At 42.6% G+C, this 18347-nt stretch carries 12 protein-coding genes; 10 read left to right on the top strand and 2 right to left on the bottom strand.

Annotated elements, in window-relative coordinates:
• Nucleotides 1–142 precede the first annotated feature (142 nt).
• The 9 genes from CZ487_RS23430 (at nt 143) to CZ487_RS23390 (ending at nt 12303) form a co-directional block, all read left to right on the top strand.
• Complete coding sequence (locus tag CZ487_RS23430; protein ID WP_077214788.1) at nt 143–1330, top strand: YecA family protein; 1188 nt, start codon at nt 143–145, stop codon at nt 1328–1330.
• Between the two features lie 201 nt (nt 1331–1531).
• On the top strand, nt 1532–4045 hold the full coding sequence (gene secA / locus CZ487_RS23425; protein WP_077214787.1) for a preprotein translocase subunit SecA: 2514 nt from the start codon (nt 1532–1534) through the stop codon (nt 4043–4045).
• Nucleotides 4046–4251: 206 nt separating this feature from the next.
• A protein-coding gene (gene prfB / locus CZ487_RS23420) for a peptide chain release factor 2 (RefSeq protein ID WP_139339604.1) occupies nt 4252–5359 on the top strand; the annotation gives its coding sequence in 2 pieces (ribosomal slippage) (nt 4252–4323 and nt 4325–5359; 1107 coding nt in all).
• 343 nt (nt 5360–5702) lie between these two features.
• Entirely contained in the window at nt 5703–6569 is an 867-nt protein-coding gene (locus CZ487_RS23415; protein ID WP_077214785.1) for a YitT family protein, read from the top strand.
• A gap of 255 nt (nt 6570–6824) precedes the next feature.
• Nucleotides 6825–7244 carry a c-type cytochrome gene (locus CZ487_RS23410; protein ID WP_077214784.1) on the top strand — a complete coding sequence of 140 codons (420 nt, stop codon included), beginning with the start codon at nt 6825–6827 and terminating at the stop codon, nt 7242–7244.
• 448 nt (nt 7245–7692) lie between these two features.
• A complete protein-coding gene (gene ftsE / locus CZ487_RS23405; RefSeq protein ID WP_077214783.1) occupies nt 7693–8379 on the top strand; it encodes a cell division ATP-binding protein FtsE in 687 nt (228 codons plus the stop codon).
• A complete protein-coding gene (gene ftsX, locus CZ487_RS23400) occupies nt 8369–9262 on the top strand; it encodes a permease-like cell division protein FtsX (protein ID WP_077214782.1) in 894 nt (297 codons plus the stop codon). Before ftsE ends, ftsX begins: the two co-directional genes overlap by 11 nt.
• Nucleotides 9263–9386: 124 nt before the next feature.
• On the top strand, nt 9387–10643 hold the full coding sequence (locus tag CZ487_RS23395; protein ID WP_077214781.1) for a murein hydrolase activator EnvC family protein: 1257 nt from the start codon (nt 9387–9389) through the stop codon (nt 10641–10643).
• A gap of 205 nt (nt 10644–10848) precedes the next feature.
• Nucleotides 10849–12303 (top strand): S41 family peptidase, encoded by a 1455-nt coding sequence (locus CZ487_RS23390; protein WP_077214780.1) that lies wholly within the window; start codon nt 10849–10851, stop codon nt 12301–12303.
• Nucleotides 12304–12413: 110 nt separating this feature from the next.
• On the opposite strand, the gene CZ487_RS23385 is transcribed toward CZ487_RS23390, so the two are convergent.
• A complete protein-coding gene (locus tag CZ487_RS23385; protein WP_077214779.1) occupies nt 12414–14510 on the bottom strand; it encodes a transglycosylase domain-containing protein in 2097 nt (698 codons plus the stop codon).
• A 307-nt stretch (nt 14511–14817) separates the two neighbouring features.
• Here CZ487_RS23385 and CZ487_RS23380 point away from each other — a divergent pair, with 307 nt between their 5' ends.
• Nucleotides 14818–16014: a PDZ domain-containing protein gene (locus CZ487_RS23380; protein WP_077215441.1), complete on the top strand. Its 1197-nt coding sequence runs from the start codon at nt 14818–14820 to the stop codon at nt 16012–16014.
• A gap of 489 nt (nt 16015–16503) precedes the next feature.
• Here the strand turns inward: CZ487_RS23380 and CZ487_RS23375 are convergent, their stop codons facing one another.
• Nucleotides 16504–17739 (bottom strand): IS110 family RNA-guided transposase, encoded by a 1236-nt coding sequence (locus tag CZ487_RS23375; RefSeq protein WP_077210804.1) that lies wholly within the window; start codon nt 17737–17739, stop codon nt 16504–16506.
• Nucleotides 17740–18347 lie beyond the last annotated feature (608 nt).

Below are 18347 nucleotides of genomic sequence, written 5' to 3'. Positions count from 1 at the left end.
CTAATTTGAAAAATTCATTACAGTTTTAAAACAGCTATCAAAATTCACTTGGTAGCTGTTTTAATTTTGAGCTAATATGTTTAGACTGTAACTAATGTACAAGAATAATAGAATAGGTTACAACTAAGGAGAGGTCAAACAAATGATCGCGACAAAAACCAACCGAAATGACCCATGTCCATGCGGCAGCGGGAAAATATATAGAGTGTGCTGTGGTGCGAATGAGACGGTGTCAATTACTTCGATCATTGAAAAAGAAGTGACCGATCTGCAAACGCTCATCCTCGATTATGCGCTGACTAAATACGATGATCATATTCAAAGGGATTTTGAAGAGGCCGTCGAAGAACTTACGATGATTAATGAAGAGGAAACGGATTTTCTGATGTTCGTTCATAGTATTTGGTACATCTTATTTGTCCCGATTGATGGTGAAAAGACCATTCTTCATAAATTCATGGAAGAAAGGTCTAAAATGATCAAGCGTCCGGGAATGAAGGATATCTTGGACTCGTGGAGAAACCCGCAAGCAATAGCGGGAAGAATGATTTCTTTCTCACCTGAAAAGATGGTTTTAAAAGATGCTTTTACCGGTGAACTCCATGAAATAAAATTGCTAGACCCGATGGAACCATTGAATGATGCCTTCGTATTCGGTTTCGTCGTTCCGTTTCGACAGGAGCAGGTGTTTTTTCTAGCTCCGTATGATATTGAAGGTGACGAAAAGAGAAAAGAGGAAGAGTATCTGCAGGCTGCTTTTTCTAAATCGTCCTATGAAGACCATCAGGAATATTTAAATCATGCTTTCCTTGAGATTATGTGTGACATTCCGTTTGTTGGTCTTGAATTTAGTCCAGAGGATTTTGAGTGGTCGGACCCGATGCATAAGGAAGTCGCGGAACTTTATCACGAAAATATGCAAGAGGAAGATGGCTCTCCTTTTGAGAATATTATGTCAGGCTTGATCCTATGGTACAAATTCTGTGAGGTGCAGCGGATTCAAAAAGAAAAGCCTGAAGCTTATGCGGCGGCTCTTCATTATTTAATTATGACGTTGAATCCGCTTTTAAACTTGTTGAAGAAAGAAATAGCCTCTATTTACGGTGTGTCGGCTGCGAATATGAGTGCAGCGATCAAAGAAATTGAAGAGGTCGCATCTGCTGACCTTAACGAGTTGCGAGATGTGGCTCATAAAGGTTTAAGAGAGCTGTTGGACGAGGAAGGAGGTCGGCTGATTGACGAAGTTATCGAGGGGGATGAGGATGTCCCGAACAATATCGTTCCCTTCAACCTCGACATCATTGACGCGAAAGGTGACCGGAAAAAGTAAAGCAAGGGTCGTTCTCCCTATTGTTCGTGATCAGTTGTCACTCCTTCGGGGAAGTGGTAATATTAATAAGATGATAATTGAAACTTTTTTAATAAAAAAACGTATGATTAGATAGTTTTTTAACGAATTCAAAGAAAGGATCATGCCTTTCTTTTCTTATTCATAAAAGTGGATTTCTATGATAAAAGGAGCGTAAAACGGATGCTTGGAATGTTAAATAAAGTGTTTGACCCGAATAAGCGTGAGATCAAAAAGCTCATGAAGATGAGTGCGCAAATTGAAGCACTTGCGTCAAAGATGGAATCATTGACGGATGATGAGCTCCGGGGAAAAACGGAGGAGTTCAAGGCGCGTTATCAAAAAGGCGAGACCTTGGATGATCTTTTAGTAGAAGCATTTGCCGTAGTGCGTGAAGGCGCAAAGCGGGTGCTTGGCATGTTCCCATATCCTGTTCAGCTCATGGGTGGTATTGCCCTGCATGAAGGCAACATCGCTGAGATGAAGACAGGGGAAGGAAAAACGCTAACAGCAACGATGCCGGTTTACTTAAATGCCTTGTCTGGAGAAGGCGTTCATGTGGTGACGGTGAACGAATACTTGGCAAGCCGTGATGCCGGTGAAATGGGCCAGCTTTATGAGTTTTTAGGATTAAGTGTTGGACTCAATACCAACGGGATCTCAAAAGAAGAAAAGCAGGCCGCCTATGCCTGTGACATAACGTATAGCACAAACAACGAGCTCGGCTTTGATTATCTTCGTGATAACATGGTGCTATATAAGGAACAAAAGGTACAGCGCCCGCTTAATTTTGCGATCATCGATGAGGTCGACTCCATCTTAATCGACGAAGCGCGTACACCATTGATTATTTCTGGATCTGCTCAAAAGTCAACCGCTTTGTACATTCAAGCCAACGCATTCGTCCGTACGTTAACAAAAGAAGATGATTTTACGTATGATGAAAAAACAAAAGGTGTGCAATTAACGGAAAGTGGAATTACCAAGGCTGAGAAAGCTTTTGGAATCGAGAACCTCTTTGACATTAAGCATGTTGCGTTAAACCATCATATTGGCCAAGCTCTAAAGGCACATGTCAGCATGCATCTTGATGTCGATTATGTGGTTCAGGAAGGCGAAATCGTCATCGTTGACCAGTTTACCGGCCGTTTGATGAAGGGCCGCCGCTACAGCGATGGTCTTCACCAGGCGATTGAAGCAAAAGAAGGCCTTGAAATACAAAATGAAAGCATGACGCTGGCATCGATTACGTTCCAGAACTTCTTCCGGATGTACAAGAAGCTTTCCGGTATGACCGGTACAGCGAAAACCGAGGAAGAGGAATTCCGTAACATTTATAATATGAATGTTATCGTCATCCCAACGAACAAGCCGATTGCCCGTGATGACCGTCCGGATCTGATTTATGCCACAATGGATGGCAAGTTCCGTGCTGTTGTCGACGATATCGCTGAACGTAATCAAAAGGGGCAGCCTGTTCTAGTCGGGACGGTAGCGATTGAAACGTCAGAGATTATTTCCAAATATCTCACGAAAAAAGGCGTTCACCACAATGTCTTGAATGCGAAAAACCATGGTCGCGAGGCTGAAATCATTCTCCATGCTGGGGAAAAAGGGGCTGTGACGATCGCAACCAATATGGCGGGACGCGGAACCGATATTAAATTAGGTGAAGGTGTGAAGGATCTCGGCGGATTGGCCGTTATTGGCACAGAGCGCCACGAATCGAGACGGATTGATAATCAGCTTCGCGGTCGTTCCGGACGTCAGGGCGATCCTGGTATCACTCAGTTCTATCTATCAATGGAAGATGAATTGATGCGCCGCTTCGGTTCAGATAATATGAAAAACATGATGTCAAAGCTTGGAATGGATGACACACAGCCAATCCAAAGTAAAATGGTTTCAAAGGCCGTTGAATCTGCGCAAAAACGAGTAGAAGGTAATAACTTTGATGCTCGTAAGCAGCTTTTATCATATGATGATGTATTGCGCCAGCAGCGTGAAATCATCTACAAGCAGCGTAATGAAGTGCTTGAAGCGGAATCACTTCGCGAGATTCTAGAAAGCATGATTATCTCGTCATTAACCCGCAATATCGAAGCCCATACAGCTGGAAGCTCAGATCAAGAGCAATGGAATCTGCAAGGGATTATCGATTATGTGAACGGAAATCTTCTTCAAGAAGGCATGGTCACTGTTGATGACTTACATGGCAAAGATTCGCAGCAAATCATTGATCTGATTTACGCTAAAGTGAAAGAACGCTATGATGAAAAAGAAGAGCAGCTTTCTGAAGAGCAAATGCGCGAGTTTGAAAAGGTTGTCCTTCTGCGTGCGGTTGATACGAAATGGATTGATCATATTGATGCGATGGATCAGCTTCGCCAGGGAATTCATCTTCGTGCATACGGTCAAATTGATCCGCTGCGCGAATACAATAAAGAAGGCTTCGCGATGTTCGAAGAAATGGTCATGGCGATTGAAGATGATGCCGCGAAATATATCATGAAGGCTGAAATCCGCAACAACCTTGAGCGTCAGGAAGTAGCGAAAGGGCAGGCGGTCAACCCGAAGGAAGACGGCGAGAAGCTTAAGAAAAAGCCAGTTGTGAAGCAAATGGATGTCGGCCGCAATGACCCATGTATTTGCGGAAGCGGCAAGAAATATAAAAACTGCTGTGGGAAAGCACAGTAATAATTAGGGGGTCGGCTTGACCGGCCCTTTTTAAAATTTGGCTGAGTTAAGGTTCGTTGTTGATAAATGATACTAAGCAGGGCGGGAATTCCTGGAACGTGCCTTTATTATTACGATAGTAATACCAGCATGTGGAAGGAATCCCGCACCGCGGTTTCATTAACATTTAATATTAGCAAGCCTAAAATTTAATAGAGGTGACATGAATGGAATTAGCAGAAATACGTAATGAATTAGAGAAAACAGCTAAGAAATTAGCGGACTTTAGGGGGTCTCTTTGACTTAGAAAACAAAGAGGCGCGCATCGCTGAGCTTGAAGATGAGATGCTTCATCCTGACTTTTGGAATGATCAGCAGGGTGCTCAAGCGGTGATTAATGAATCTAACGGGTTGAAGAGCCAGGTGGATGAATTTCATGATTTAAGTGAAACGTTTGAAAATCTTGAGCTGACTTATGAGCTGGTGAAAGAGGAAAGCGACGCTGAACTTCAATCTGACCTGGAAACTGAGCTGAAAGATTTATTGCAGCGCATGAATGAATATGAATTACAGCTGCTTTTAAGTGAACCATATGATAAAAATAATGCGATTCTTGAGCTTCACCCAGGTGCAGGCGGTACTGAGTCACAGGACTGGGGCTCCATGCTTCTTCGTATGTACACACGCTGGGCTGAAAAACGCGGCTTTAAGGTAGAAACGCTTGATTACCTGCCAGGTGACGAAGCGGGGATTAAAAGTGTGACACTTTCCATTAAAGGCCATAACGCTTACGGCTATTTAAAAGCGGAAAAAGGCGTCCACCGTTTGGTGAGGATTTCGCCATTTGACTCTTCAGGCCGCCGTCATACCTCATTTGTTTCTTGTGAGGTTATGCCTGAATTTAATGATGAAATTGAAATTGATATCCGTTCAGAGGATTTGAAAATAGATACGTACCGTGCAAGCGGCGCGGGCGGTCAGCATATTAATACGACTGACTCTGCTGTAAGGATTACCCATATCCCAACGGGAGTCGTTGTTCAATGTCAAAATGAACGTTCTCAGATCAAAAACCGTGAAGCGGCGATGAAAATGCTTCAAGCAAAGCTTTATCAAAAGAAAATTGAAGAGCAGGAAGCTGAATTAGCGGAAATCCGCGGTGAACAAAAGGATATCGGCTGGGGAAGCCAAATCCGTTCTTACGTCTTCCACCCGTATTCTATGGTGAAGGATCACAGAACAAACACCGAAAGCGGGAATGTTCAAGGAGTGATGGACGGAGACATCGATCCGTTTATCAATGCATATTTACGTTCGAAATTAATCATGGAGTAACTTTTATTTAATAGCCTTCATCAAGGATTGTCTTGGTGGAGGCTTTTTATTTTCTTAAAAGGGGAAGGTTTAAAATAGGAGAAATGCGTTTCACTCCTTTACCACGGCAGTTTATCGCAGGTTAAGGGGCAGTAAGACTCCCACTTCAAGACTTAGAGGAATTGAAGAAGGATAAGTGGGAGATCAACTGCCCCTAAAAGCCCGATTGGTTCAACTAACCATCAGTGGGGGATGAAGGAAAACCCCCACTGATGGAAGTTTCACTTTATTGGTATTCACAATATATTTTGCACATGCTATACTCGAGGGCGTGAAAATTTTGGCAGTAAAGGGAGAAATCAGCATGGTGAAACGGAAAAGAACAAAGCAAAAGCATCCTCATATGGAGAAAATCATAGAGTATTTGTATATTTTGGTCGGGTCGGCTTTTGTGGCTCTGGCCTTCAATGTATTTTTGCTTCCTAATCGAGTCGCTTCCGGAGGGGTTAGTGGAATCAGTACAATTACGGATGCGGTATTTGGCTGGGAGCCGGCCTATGTACAATGGGCTTTTAACATTCCGCTGTTCATTGCCGGTGTCATTTTGCTCGGAAAGCAGTTTGGCATTAAGACGTTAGTGGGAACGATCTTTCTTCCGTTTGTAGTCTTTTTGACTAATGACCTTGAGCCTTGGACGACTGATCCTTTTCTGGCATCATTGTTCGGAGGAATAGGTGTCGGGCTTGGACTGGGAATTGTTTTTAGGGGAAAAGCGTCAACGGGAGGAACCGATTTAGCGGCGCAAATTATTAATAAATACACTGGCCTTTCGCTTGGAACATGCGTTGCGATCATTGACGGCTTGATCGTTTTATTAGCAGCGATTGTCTTTGATATCGAGCTCGGTCTCTATGCGCTCATCAGTCTTTATGTGACAAGCAAAACGATTGACCTTGTTCAGGTAGGAATGGGTCGTTCGAAAATGGCGATGATTATCACCACGATGCAGGAGGATGTACAAAAGGGGATTTTGGAAAAGATCGACCGAGGGGTGACAAAATTATCGGCTTTTGGCGGCTACACGGACCATGAACGCCCCGTTCTCATGTGTGTCGTGGATCAGACGGAGTTTACTAAGTTAAAGCAGCTTGTAAAAGGGATTGACCCTGATGCGTTTGTTGTCGTGATGGATGCCGCCGAAGTTCTTGGCGAGGGCTTCAAGAGGGTGTAGTGATATTTTTTATAAAAAAGAAGAATAAAAACATAAATTTTTATTTTTTAGCCAAACTAGAATTATATGGCTAATACCAAGACAATAGGGAGTTTCGTCCGTTCACAAAATTGAAACAAATGCTTAAACCTTTGATTTATCAAGGGTTTGCACGGTTTTTAAAAGAAGACAGTGAGCTGGATCACTTCCTATTAGACAATCCTAATTGGTATAATATAGTCGTACATGTATATTTTTCCTGAGGAGGAGACACAGTTGAACAAAAAACTTCTTGCATTACTAATGGGTCTTGCCCTAGTGCTGCTTCTTGCTGCTTGTGGCGGCGGCGGAGACGAAGATGCTGCTGACACTGGCGGTGAAACTGCGACTGAAGATGCTGGCGGCGATGACGCTGGTACTGATGCTGGCGGCGACGATGCTGCAACAGAAGATGCTGGAGATGGCGCAACTGCTAGCGCAGGCGATGCTGAAAAGCTTTACCAACAAAAATGCTCTAGCTGTCACGGCGGCGATCTTACAGGTGGAGTTGGACCAGATCTAACAGCAGTTGGTGGTAAATTATCTCAAGAAGATATTGAAAGTGTAATTGCTAACGGTCAAGGTGCAATGCCTGGCGGACTTTTACAAGGCGACGAAGCTTCTACAGTAGCTGCATGGTTAGCTGAAAAGAAATAATTGTTTGTTAGGCGTTCTGTCATGTTTGGCAGAACGCTTTCTCTAAAAGCCCCTTCATATAAGTACTTCCTTTTCTTCAAACTATCTTCTCAAACACACTTGTCGGATGATGTAATCTATTCAACTCCTAATTATGACAATTACCTTTCTGCCCAAAACCCTTCTTCGGTAAAAAGTCCTATTTTTTTTACGACAAAAAGCGATTATAAGCAGGAAAATCTTGCCGGTTTGTAGTATTAAAAAATATGGATTTTGGAAAAAAACGGCGAATCTTCCATCATTGAAATGAAACTGTAATAATTTTAAAGTTATATCGACAAATTATGATGTTATAATGGTTGATGTGAGAAAAAAACTCATTTAGTTAAGGTTATGACGAAATTTGTCGAAAAATGATGAAACTAGGATTTTTAATTTTTTTACCAACCATAAGATATAGGTGATATTTATGATAGATATGCAAGATGTTTTTAAAAAGTACCCGAACGGTGTCGTTGCGGCGAATGGGATTAATGTGCATATTGCTCAAGGTGAGTTTGTGTATGTTGTCGGGCCAAGCGGTGCCGGGAAATCTACTTTTATAAAAATGATGTACAGAGAAGAAAAACCAACCCAAGGGACGATTACCATCAATGGAATCGATCTTGGAAAATTAAAAGACAGCAAGGTCCCGCTTTTAAGAAGAAATATCGGCGTCGTCTTCCAAGACTTTAAATTGCTTCCGACTTTAACTGTCTATGAAAATGTTGCATTTGCTCTTGAGGTTATTGAGGAAGAGCCGAAAAAGATCAAGAAACGGGTCATGGAAACGCTGGATCTCGTGAATTTAAAGCATAAAGCGAGAATGCTGCCAACAGAATTGTCCGGCGGGGAACAGCAGAGAGTTTCGATTGCACGGTCGATTGTCAACTCACCGAAAGTAATGATTGCCGATGAGCCGACAGGGAACCTTGATCCAGAAACATCATGGGATATTATGAATCTATTTGATGAAATCAACAACAGAGGCACAACGATTGTGATGGCAACTCACAATCGAGATATCGTCAACACGATGAGACACCGAGTGATTGCCATTGAAGGCGGGCAGATCATTCGTGACGAGCAGCGAGGTGAATACGGATATGAAAGCTAGAACTCTGCGCCGTCATATGAAGGAAAGTATGAAGAACCTTGGGAGAAACGGTTGGATGACGTTTGCTTCAGTCAGTGCCGTCACCGTTACCTTGATCCTAGTGGGTGTATTTTTTGTCATTATGATGAATCTCAACCAAGTAGCAACGACGATTGAAGAGGACGTGGAAATACGCGTTCATATCGATTTAGCAGCAACAGAAGAAGATCAGAAAGTCATGAAAGAAAAGATTGAAAAGCTTGCCCGGGTCGAGTCAGTCGAATTTTCACCAAAAGAAGCTGAATTAGACGGCCTGATTGACAGCTTAGGTGAAGAGGGAGAAGCGTTTAAACTGTTCGAACAGGACAACCCGCTAAACGATGTATTCATCGTAAAGACAAAGAATCCACAGGATACGATGACCGTTGCTAAGGAAATTGAAAAAATGGAATATGCATCAAAAGTGAAATACGGACAAGATATGGTTGAGAATTTATTTGATTTTATTAATGTCAGCCGGAACGTAGGAATTGTCCTCATTATTGGGTTGTTATTCACAGCGATGTTCCTTATTTCTAATACCATTAAAATTACCATTATTGCTAGAAAACGAGAAATTGAAATTATGAGATTAGTGGGGGCCACAAACTCCTTTATTCGCTGGCCATTTTTCCTCGAAGGGCTTATGCTTGGCGTCTTGGGAGCCATTATCCCAATCGTTCTGATTAGCTTTTTATACCACTATGCATACGGCTATATTGCTCCAAGACTTGAGGGACATTTCATTCAAATTTTAGAGTTTAATCCGTTTATTTATCAAGTGGCGGCCGTATTGATTCTCTTAGGAGCATTGATTGGCGTTTGGGGAAGCTTGATGTCAGTAAGAAAGTTCTTAAAGGTTTAATAGTTGAACGAAGAGGAATGAAAGGTCTTTGACATGAAAGACCTTTCAGATTCCTTTAAACATAATTCCTCTAAGATAAACAAAAAAGGTACATAGCATTATATTTGGGAAGGAGAAATCGGGATTGAAAAAGACGATATTGACCATTTCCGTAGCATTTACCTTGGGTTTGTCTAGTTTGTCGTTGAATACGGTTTTGGCAAATTCAAAGATTGATAGTTTAAAAGCACAAGAGAGTCAGCTTAGAGAAAAAAAATCGGCTGTCAGCTCGGAGATAGATAAAACGAGTGATACTATTAATGAAATTCAAACAGAACAGAAAAATGTAAATGAAGAAATTAAACGACTTGATTTGCAAGTAGAAGAAACACTTCAAAACATTCGTCAAAAAGAAGGAGAAATTAAAAGCACCAAGTCTGAAATTACGAAGCTTGAGCAAGAAATAAAGGTTCTAATCGAACGCATTGAGAAGAGAAATGAGCTATTAAAAGACCGCGCCCGTAATTTTCAGGAATTTGGGACCGTTAGTTATCTCGATGTTGTTCTAGGTGCGCAAAGCTTTGGTGATCTGATTGACCGTGTTGGGGCTGTTGCGACGATCGTTGAAGCGGACCAGGGTATTCTTCGTGAACATAAGGAAGACAAGGAAGCCTTAGAAAAAGCACAAAATGCCCTTAAAGAAAAATTAGCAAACCTTGAAAACATGAAAGCTGATCTTGAAAATATGAACAAGACCTTACAGGGACAGAAGGCTGAAAAAGAGAAGCTGATGGCACAACTGAAAGAAGAAGAAGAGCATATGCATGCTGTGATGCTGGATTTAGAAGAGGAGAAAGGTATTCTTGCCGCTCAAGAAAAAGCAATGCAAAAAGCGATTCAATTAGAGAAGCAGCGTATAGAAGCAGCTAAGCGTGCTGCTGCAGCTGCAAAGACAAGCAGCGGAGGAAGCACAGCTAGTGCAGCATCTGCTCCGCCTGTTTCTGGAGGTACCTTTACAAAACCGGCAGCAGGGTATCTTTCTTCCGGCTACGGAAACCGTTCACTTGGAAACCATCATGGGGTCGATATTGCTGCGAGCGGCACAGTTCCGATTGTAGCTGCTGCAGATGGGGTTGTCATTCGTTCATACTATTCATCTAGTTATGGAAATGCAATCTTTATTTCTCACTCGATCAATGGTCAAATTTATACGACTGTTTATGCACATATGAGCAGCCGTCATGTTTCGGCCGGCGAAGTTGTCTCAAAAGGCCAGCAAATTGGCTACATGGGGAACACAGGCCGTTCATACGGACAGCATTTACACTTTGAACTTCACAGAGGACCTTGGAATCTATCAAAATCTAATGCTATTAATCCAGTGGGAATTGTTCCGCTATAAAATAAAATGGAAGAAGCGATGCTTCTTCCATTTTTCCTTTTTAATAGTGAATGAGGGATGCAGTGTTCGAAACACGCCCGAAAAACCTTCTTAAGTTTTCATAACTCGTCCATCTATGTCATATATTGAACCATGGTCAGCCGGTTTTTTCTTGTATTTTTAAAAAAAGCAGCGTTTTTTCGAACAGGACATGAGGAGGATTTGCATGAAGCAGAAAATGATTGCCTTACTTATGGCAGGGTCCATAGCCGCCGGAGCGGGAGGTACATATGCCGTATTAGAATGGAATGATGCAGATAATCAAAAAGCTCAGCATGAAGAAGCAGAAGGAAACGAGGGAAGTCCGGCGGATGAAGTTGATTTAGATTCTTTAGATAAAGTAGGAAGAGCATATGATTTAATTTTAAGCAGTTATGTGGAAGAGGTTGAGGGTGAGGAGCTTGTAGAGGGAGCCATTCAAGGCATGCTGTCAAAATTGGAGGATCCCTATTCCGTATACATGGATGAGGAAACGATGAAGCAGTTTAATGAGACGCTGGAATCAACGTTTGAAGGAATTGGAGCCGAAGTCAGCATGGTCGACGGAAAAGTGGTGATTGTAGCTCCGTTTAAGGATTCTCCAGCTGAAAAAGCAGGCATAAAACCAAATGATCAAATTCTTTCTATTGACGGAGAAAGTGTGGAAGGGCTGGATCTTTTTGAAGCCACGCTAAAAATCCGCGGTGAAAAAGGGACGGTCGTGAAGCTTGAAATTGCAAGGCAGAATCTTAGAAATCCGATTACTGTGGAAGTAAAACGAGATGAAATTCCTCAGATTACTGTCTATGGAGAGGTCAAAAAATTTGGCGGCAAAGAAATTGGTTATTTAGAGATTACCTCATTCTCCGAAGAGACGGCTAAAGAGTTCAAGGTGAAGCTTGCTGACATGGAAAACCAAGATGTAGATGGACTTATCATCGATGTCCGCGGCAATCCAGGCGGTCTGTTAACAAGCGTGGAGGAAATTTTAAAAGAGTTTGTTTCGAAGGAAAAGCCTTACGTGCAAATCCAAAAACGGAACGGAGAGAAGCTTCGTTATTTTTCCACATTGAATAAAGATAAGCCATACCCTGTAGCTGTATTGATCGATAAAGGCAGTGCGTCTGCGTCTGAAATACTAGCAGGTGCACTGAAAGAAGCAGAAGGCTACCCATTGATCGGTGAAAAAACATTTGGAAAAGGCACGGTGCAGCAGCCAGTTCCGATGGGGGACGGCAGCAATATCAAGCTTACGTTGTTTAAATGGCTGACACCAGACGGCAACTGGATTCATAATGAAGGCATCAAACCGGATCTGGAAGTAACACAGCCGACCATTTTCCATACGCACCCATTACAGATCGAGAAGCCGCTTGAAAAAGAAATGAACAACGAGCAGGTGCAAAATGCACAGCAAATGCTCGAAGGCTTAGGCTTCGCTCCAGGAAGAACAGATGGTTATTTTAGCGCTGACACCGAAACATCGGTTATGGCCTTTCAAAATCAGAAGGGGCTGAATGCCAGCGGGAAAATTGATGCGGAAACAGCTTCAGCCCTCGAAGCAGCGGTCATTGAAGAAATGAAAAAAGAAAAAAATGACCTCCAGCTACAAACGGCGATAAGATATCTATCAAAGCAGTAACAGAAGAAAGGGGCTGTCCGAAAAGTCATTTTGCATCGACTTTTTGGATAGTCCCTTGTATTGTTTATTTATTTGACGGCCTCATGACCCGTTCATGGACCCCTCACTCCTCACTGCCCTAAACGATCACGCACCACATTAATCAAGGCCTTCACATCTTCCTTCATTTCTTGCAGCACTCTTTTCCATTTAGGGCTTTCTTCTATGATGATCTCTTTCAGTTCTCCAGTTTTTTCTCGTAGTTCATCTGTCTTTTCTTTTAACCGTCCCTTCAGTTCAGCACTTTCCTGCTGTTTTTCTTCGTTCTCGGAAAGCCTTGCGTTAACAGACGATACTTCAAATTCTCCCGGATCAACATACTGGATGACTTCCTCCATGATCGCACGGAAAATGGGTACGGCGGAGCTGTTATTGGATAAATAATGCTCGCGATCGGTTTGATCATAGCCGATCCACACGGCGCCGACGAGGTTTGGTGTGTAGCCGGCAAACCATTGATCCTTCGTTCCGTTAATATCCGCGAATGGCAATTGAGTGGAACCTGTTTTCCCGGCAATATCAACGCCGGGAATCTTTGCTTTTTCACCTGTCCCTGACTCAACCACATTCAGCAGCATGGAGGTCATTTCCCTTGCAACCGTTTTGGATGTCACCTTTACCGTTTTGTCTTCATGCTCGGCAATCACATTGCCGGTAGGCCCTACAATTTTTGTAATCAGATGGCCATCATTCCGCACGCCCCCATTTGGAAAAGCCGCATACGCTTCGGCCAATGTAAGGGGAGAAATCCCTTTATGCATGCCGCCCAGGGCAATTCCTAAGTAGCGGTCTTCATCGTGAACCGGGATGCCGAAGCGGGTGAGGGCATCGATTCCTTTTTCCAGTCCAATTTCGTTCAGCAGCCAGACGGTTGGGGCGTTAAGAGAATCTTGAACAGCCTCATACATCGAAACTTCCCCTCTATATTTGCCAGAAGGATTCGTTGGTGAGTATTTTCCATATGATAGCGGTTCGTCAACAAGCATGGAAGTAGGAAGGTAGCCCTCCTCAAGTGCTGGTGTGTAGACCGCTAATGGCTTCAATGTCGAGCCTGGCTGTGCTTTCAAGTGGGTAGCCCTGTTAAAGCCTCGGAATACATAATCGCCCCGGCCGCCAACCAGTCCGAGAACACCGCCATTTTTCGGATTTAGCAGCACCGAACCACTCTGCACAAGCACGTTATCACGGCTTCTTGGAAACAGCGCATCCCGATTATAGACTTTTTCAAGCGTCCTTTGGATATCTTGATCCATTTCGGTATGAATTTGATAGCCCCTCGTCAAAATCTCCTCTTGAGTCAGTCCGTATTTCGAAACGGCTTCATCCAGGACAGCATCCACATAGTAAGGATAGTCCCGCTCAATAAAGCTTCCGCCGCCATCTTTCAATTCAATGACTTCTGCCTTCGCTTCATTATATTCTGCTTCAGAAATCATCCCCGTTTCTTTCATTCTGCTGAGAACAACATCTCTGCGCTGTATGGCACGGTCATAATATTTGAAAGGGTCAAGTGCCGATGGTGATTGCAGCAGACCTGCCAGTAAAGCGGCTTCACTGATGGTGACGTCATCAATGTTTTTATTAAAATATTGCTTGGCCGCTGATCCGATTCCCCACGCGCCATTTCCAAAAAAAACTTGATTTAAATACATCTGCAGAATTTCATCTTTGGAATAGTTTTTCTCAATTTCAATGGCTAAAAATAGTTCCTCTGCTTTCCGTTTATACGTTTTTTCAGGTGATAGTAAGGCATTCTTGGCCAGCTGCTGGGTAAGTGTACTACCGCCGCCCGTAATTCTGCCGGCAAATAAATTTTTAAAAAAGGCTCTCGTGATTCCTTGCAAATCAAAGCCATTATGTTCATAAAAACGATGGTCCTCAATCGCTACGACTGCATCTGCGACATGGTCGGGAATTTCGTCTACATCGACTCCGGATGTCCGGTTCGTGGTGATCTCGGTGGCAACATCGCCGTCTTTATCATAAATGATGGTCGCCTGCCTCAAGCCCGCTTGTAATGTTTCTACATTCGCTTGACTGGCAAGAAAGGCAAAGTAAATAATCGTCAGAAGCACAATACTTAACAGTAGTAACAAGAGTATTTGCGTAAAATGGTTTTTCCTCCAAAAAGCAATAACAGCTTCCCAAATAAGCTTTCCTCTGTTCATTTTGTCTCCTATCCTTTATCCATAATGAAAAGCTAACACAGTGATAGCGCGTGATATCATTCTTCTATCATTGATCTAACAAGTTGAAAAAAAGTATATCTGCCTGCTAGCAAGCAGATAGAACGTCAATTTGGACTTATTATATAACATTCTTGAACGTAAGGGATAGAACGAGGCATTGCCCCCTCCCCTTTTACTCACCGTAGTAAAAAACTACCAACTTTATCTTAATAGATTAAAAGTGCCAGATAACTCTAATATTTGGTAGAATATAGAGTAAGAGACTTTTTGTATGGTGGTGAAAGAAGTGGTCCAGGATTGGCTGATACATCTGTTAATGGGAACGTTGAAGATATTTCTTCATCCGGTGTTCTATGTTTCGGTTTTATTAGCGGCATATCTAGGAGTTTCCCGTGTGAAAAGGGAACGGAAAAACTTCCATGTGCGTGCTGAAAATGCTTTTTTTGAATTGCGCCAGCTTTTACCGCTTGGACTGGTCATTGGATTAGGAATATCCATTTTGACCGTTGGTGCTGGATTGGTCATTCCGTTTGAAGCGATTCTATTTATCGCATTATTTACGATTGTTATCGGGATTAGCTTAAGAGTCAGGTTGTTATCTCCTGTGTTTACAGTGGGATTCTCATTTTTCTTACTGATATTTGCTGGAGGATCCAAACTCTCTATTCCTTTCTTTCCGGATGCTTTTAGTCAATTAGATGAAAAAATTTATCCATCTGTTGCAGCGCTGCTAGCACTTTTACTCATTGGTGAAGGAATTCTCATTCTGAAAAACGGAGTAAAAGGGACCTCTCCAAAACTGATTAAAAGTAAGCGCGGTTTATCTGTCGGCGTTCATGAAGCAAAGCGTCTCTGGATGGTGCCCGTGTTCTTGGTGATTCCAGGTAACGCCTTACAGATTCCGTTTGAATGGTGGCCGGTGTTTTCCATGGGAGGGGAAACCTATTCGCTGCTACTCGTCCCATTTGCGATTGGTTTTCATCAGCAGATCCAAGGCATGCTTCCGAAAGAGGCGATTGGAACTCTTGGAAAAAGGGTGGTTGTTTTAGGAATTTGTCTTACACTAGTAGCAATCGGCAGTTACTGGATTCCGCTTCTGTCTATTGCCGTTGTCGCCCTGGCGATTATCGGAAGAGAAGCATTAACCTTAAGTCAGCGTTTAGCAGAAGAAAATCTGCCATTCTACTTTTCAAGAAGAAACAACGGGTTGATGATCCTAGGCGTTATCCCAAATTCGCCAGCTCATAAAATGGCCCTTGGGGTCGGTGAATTGATTACTAAGGTTAATGGCACAAAGGTGCATGATGAAGACGCTTTTTATAAAGCGATCCAACAAAATGGCGCTGCTTATTGTAAATTAGAAGTGTTGGATGTGCATGGACAAGTCCGTTTTGTCCAAGGTGCATTATATGAAGGAGATCACCATCAATTGGGAGTTCTTTTTGTACAAGACGAGAAAAAATGGGGAAATGAAGCGGTTTGACGATGCCTATTCTTCAAAAGCCCATAATAGCATGAAGATTCATATTAAGCTTCTATTATTAGCAGCTTGGTTATGAATCTTTTTCTTTTGGGCAGAATTACCCGTGGCTATGATTGTAAAAATAGTTCCTATCACCCGTGTGGTAGATTTCACCACTGTTATTATAATAGTAGGATTCGACCGCAGAACCTGCTACAATATCTTATTAGCAACCAACAGATATAAGAGTGTTTATAGCAACATTTCATTCCTAACTTGGGTTATTTTCCCTATAGACATACTATTAAAGTTTCAATTTACAGAAACTAGTGAATAAGCCCAGTGGTAATATGTCAAGCACTAAAATTCAATGAATTGGAAATTAATATTGTCTTTCATTGAAAAGTGTTTAAAAAAGAGTATACCTAATAAACCTCACACTATTTTCAATTTTTTACCAATACTTTCAAGTGTGAAGCTGGGTGTTTGAAAGGGTGTGAATGAGAAGTTTTAATCTCTCCTTTCGGGTGGTGTGTACAACTGATTGGTGCGTAGTAGCGAAAACACCAATCGTACCAGTTTTCTTGCGGTTAAGACGAGAGCGCGTTTGTGTTTATGTTTTGGAACTTCATCGTACTTCTTTGTGTAAAAAGCTTTATATTCAGAGTCGTACTTTCGGATCTTATCGGCAGCTTGAATAAGGTAGTAACGCAGGTATTTATTACCTGTCCTCATTCTAGCCGTTTCCTGGGATTCGAATTCGCCTGATTGGTTCTGGTTCCATACCAAACCTGCATATTTCGCTAAGGCATGATGATCTTTAAATCGCTTTATATCGCTAATTTCAGCTATCAACCCTGCCGCATAAACGTCTCCAATTCCTTTTACAGACGTTAGGGTTTGCGGTATGCCTTTCATTAACTTGGCAATTTCTTTATCCAGACGCTTTACCTGTGACTCGATATGTTGAATGGTACTTAAAGTAACAGACATCGAAATATTTACGGGGTCCTGCATAGCCTTATTCAGCCGGTAAGATGATCTAGCCAACTTTTGAAGGTATTTTGCGATTTCCTCTGGCTTTTCAAATCGGTTTTTTCCTTTATCTTGCAGGAACTCGACGAGTTCCTCGAGGCTCATTTCAGCGATCGTTTCGGGCTCTAGTTCCTCCATGACAGCCATACTCGTAGCTCCGAATTTATCTGAAAATGGATTATCCTGTCTCAGTCCACTGAACTTTAAAAAGAGCTGGTTAAGGAAATACGTTTTATTTCGGGCAATCTCCCGCATAAAATGAAACCTTGTTCGCGTTAAGCGCTGAAGAGCTTCATATTGTATGGCATCTTTCATTTGGGCTGGCAGTCGGCCAAAGCGCAAGTGGTCAGCGATGACCCAGGCATCTATGCGATCGTTTTTTACAAGAGAATCATACCCTTTTTTGAAACGAGCGACTTTTCTCGCATTTAGTACGTAGATAGAGGCTTGAAACTTAGGTTCATAGCCTTTCATTTGGTCTTGTAGATAATGGGCAAGGTGCCAACTGTAAAGATCAGTGGCTTCCATCCCAATCTTCAATTGGTTGGCCTGACTTTTTTCCGCAGTTTCTAGCATTCGTTTGATCAGGGTTTCGGCCCCGGTTTGATCATTAGAAACAGAAAAGTCGGCGAGTGTGGACCCGTCCTCCTTCATGAAATGGACATGATGGGACTTCAAGCTTACATCTACACCAACAAGCATTTGTGACATACCAATCACCTCCAGTATGTAAGTTAATCAAGAACGTTCAGACCTGGGTGCCCACGGGAATCATCGATGTCTTCCTCGTCATCAGCACTCAAAGAAAAGAAGTCCATCATGAGCGCTACACTCACTTCTTTTACGGCGGCGCAACCAGTGGTTAGACCTTCAATAATGAACCATGGGTAGCAGGCTTATGAAGCAGTACACCAAAGTGTCCGCAAGGGGGAGAAGCAATATCCTGATACGATCCTGTCGGTTCCATTGTCCCATGAGCAGGTCTATGAACGCTATAAAAAAATGACGGAGTAAAACGCTGGAGCTTCCTCCATTCTCCGCCATTTCTCGATATTCAGTTAAAGGCATTTCAAAGAAGCAGTAGGGAAACTATCCCCCTGCGAAATAAGAACAACACATTAATCTATTATTGATAGTTTGAACTTTACCTCGGCTTCCCCATCAGGTGGGTGAAACAAGGGTAAAACTAAAATATTTAAGATGGGGAAGCCGAAAGGCTAACCTTGATAACCTATAGGAATCTAGAGTGAATTTTAGAGGATCCGGATCAACTGGAAATTCTTCTAGAAAGAGCTCTTACTAGTACTATACGAGGGGGA

This window comes from Robertmurraya dakarensis (assembly GCF_900156875.1).
Classification (GTDB): domain Bacteria; phylum Bacillota; class Bacilli; order Bacillales; family Cytobacillaceae; genus Robertmurraya; species Robertmurraya dakarensis.
This window is presented reverse-complemented; position numbering and strand designations above follow the sequence as displayed.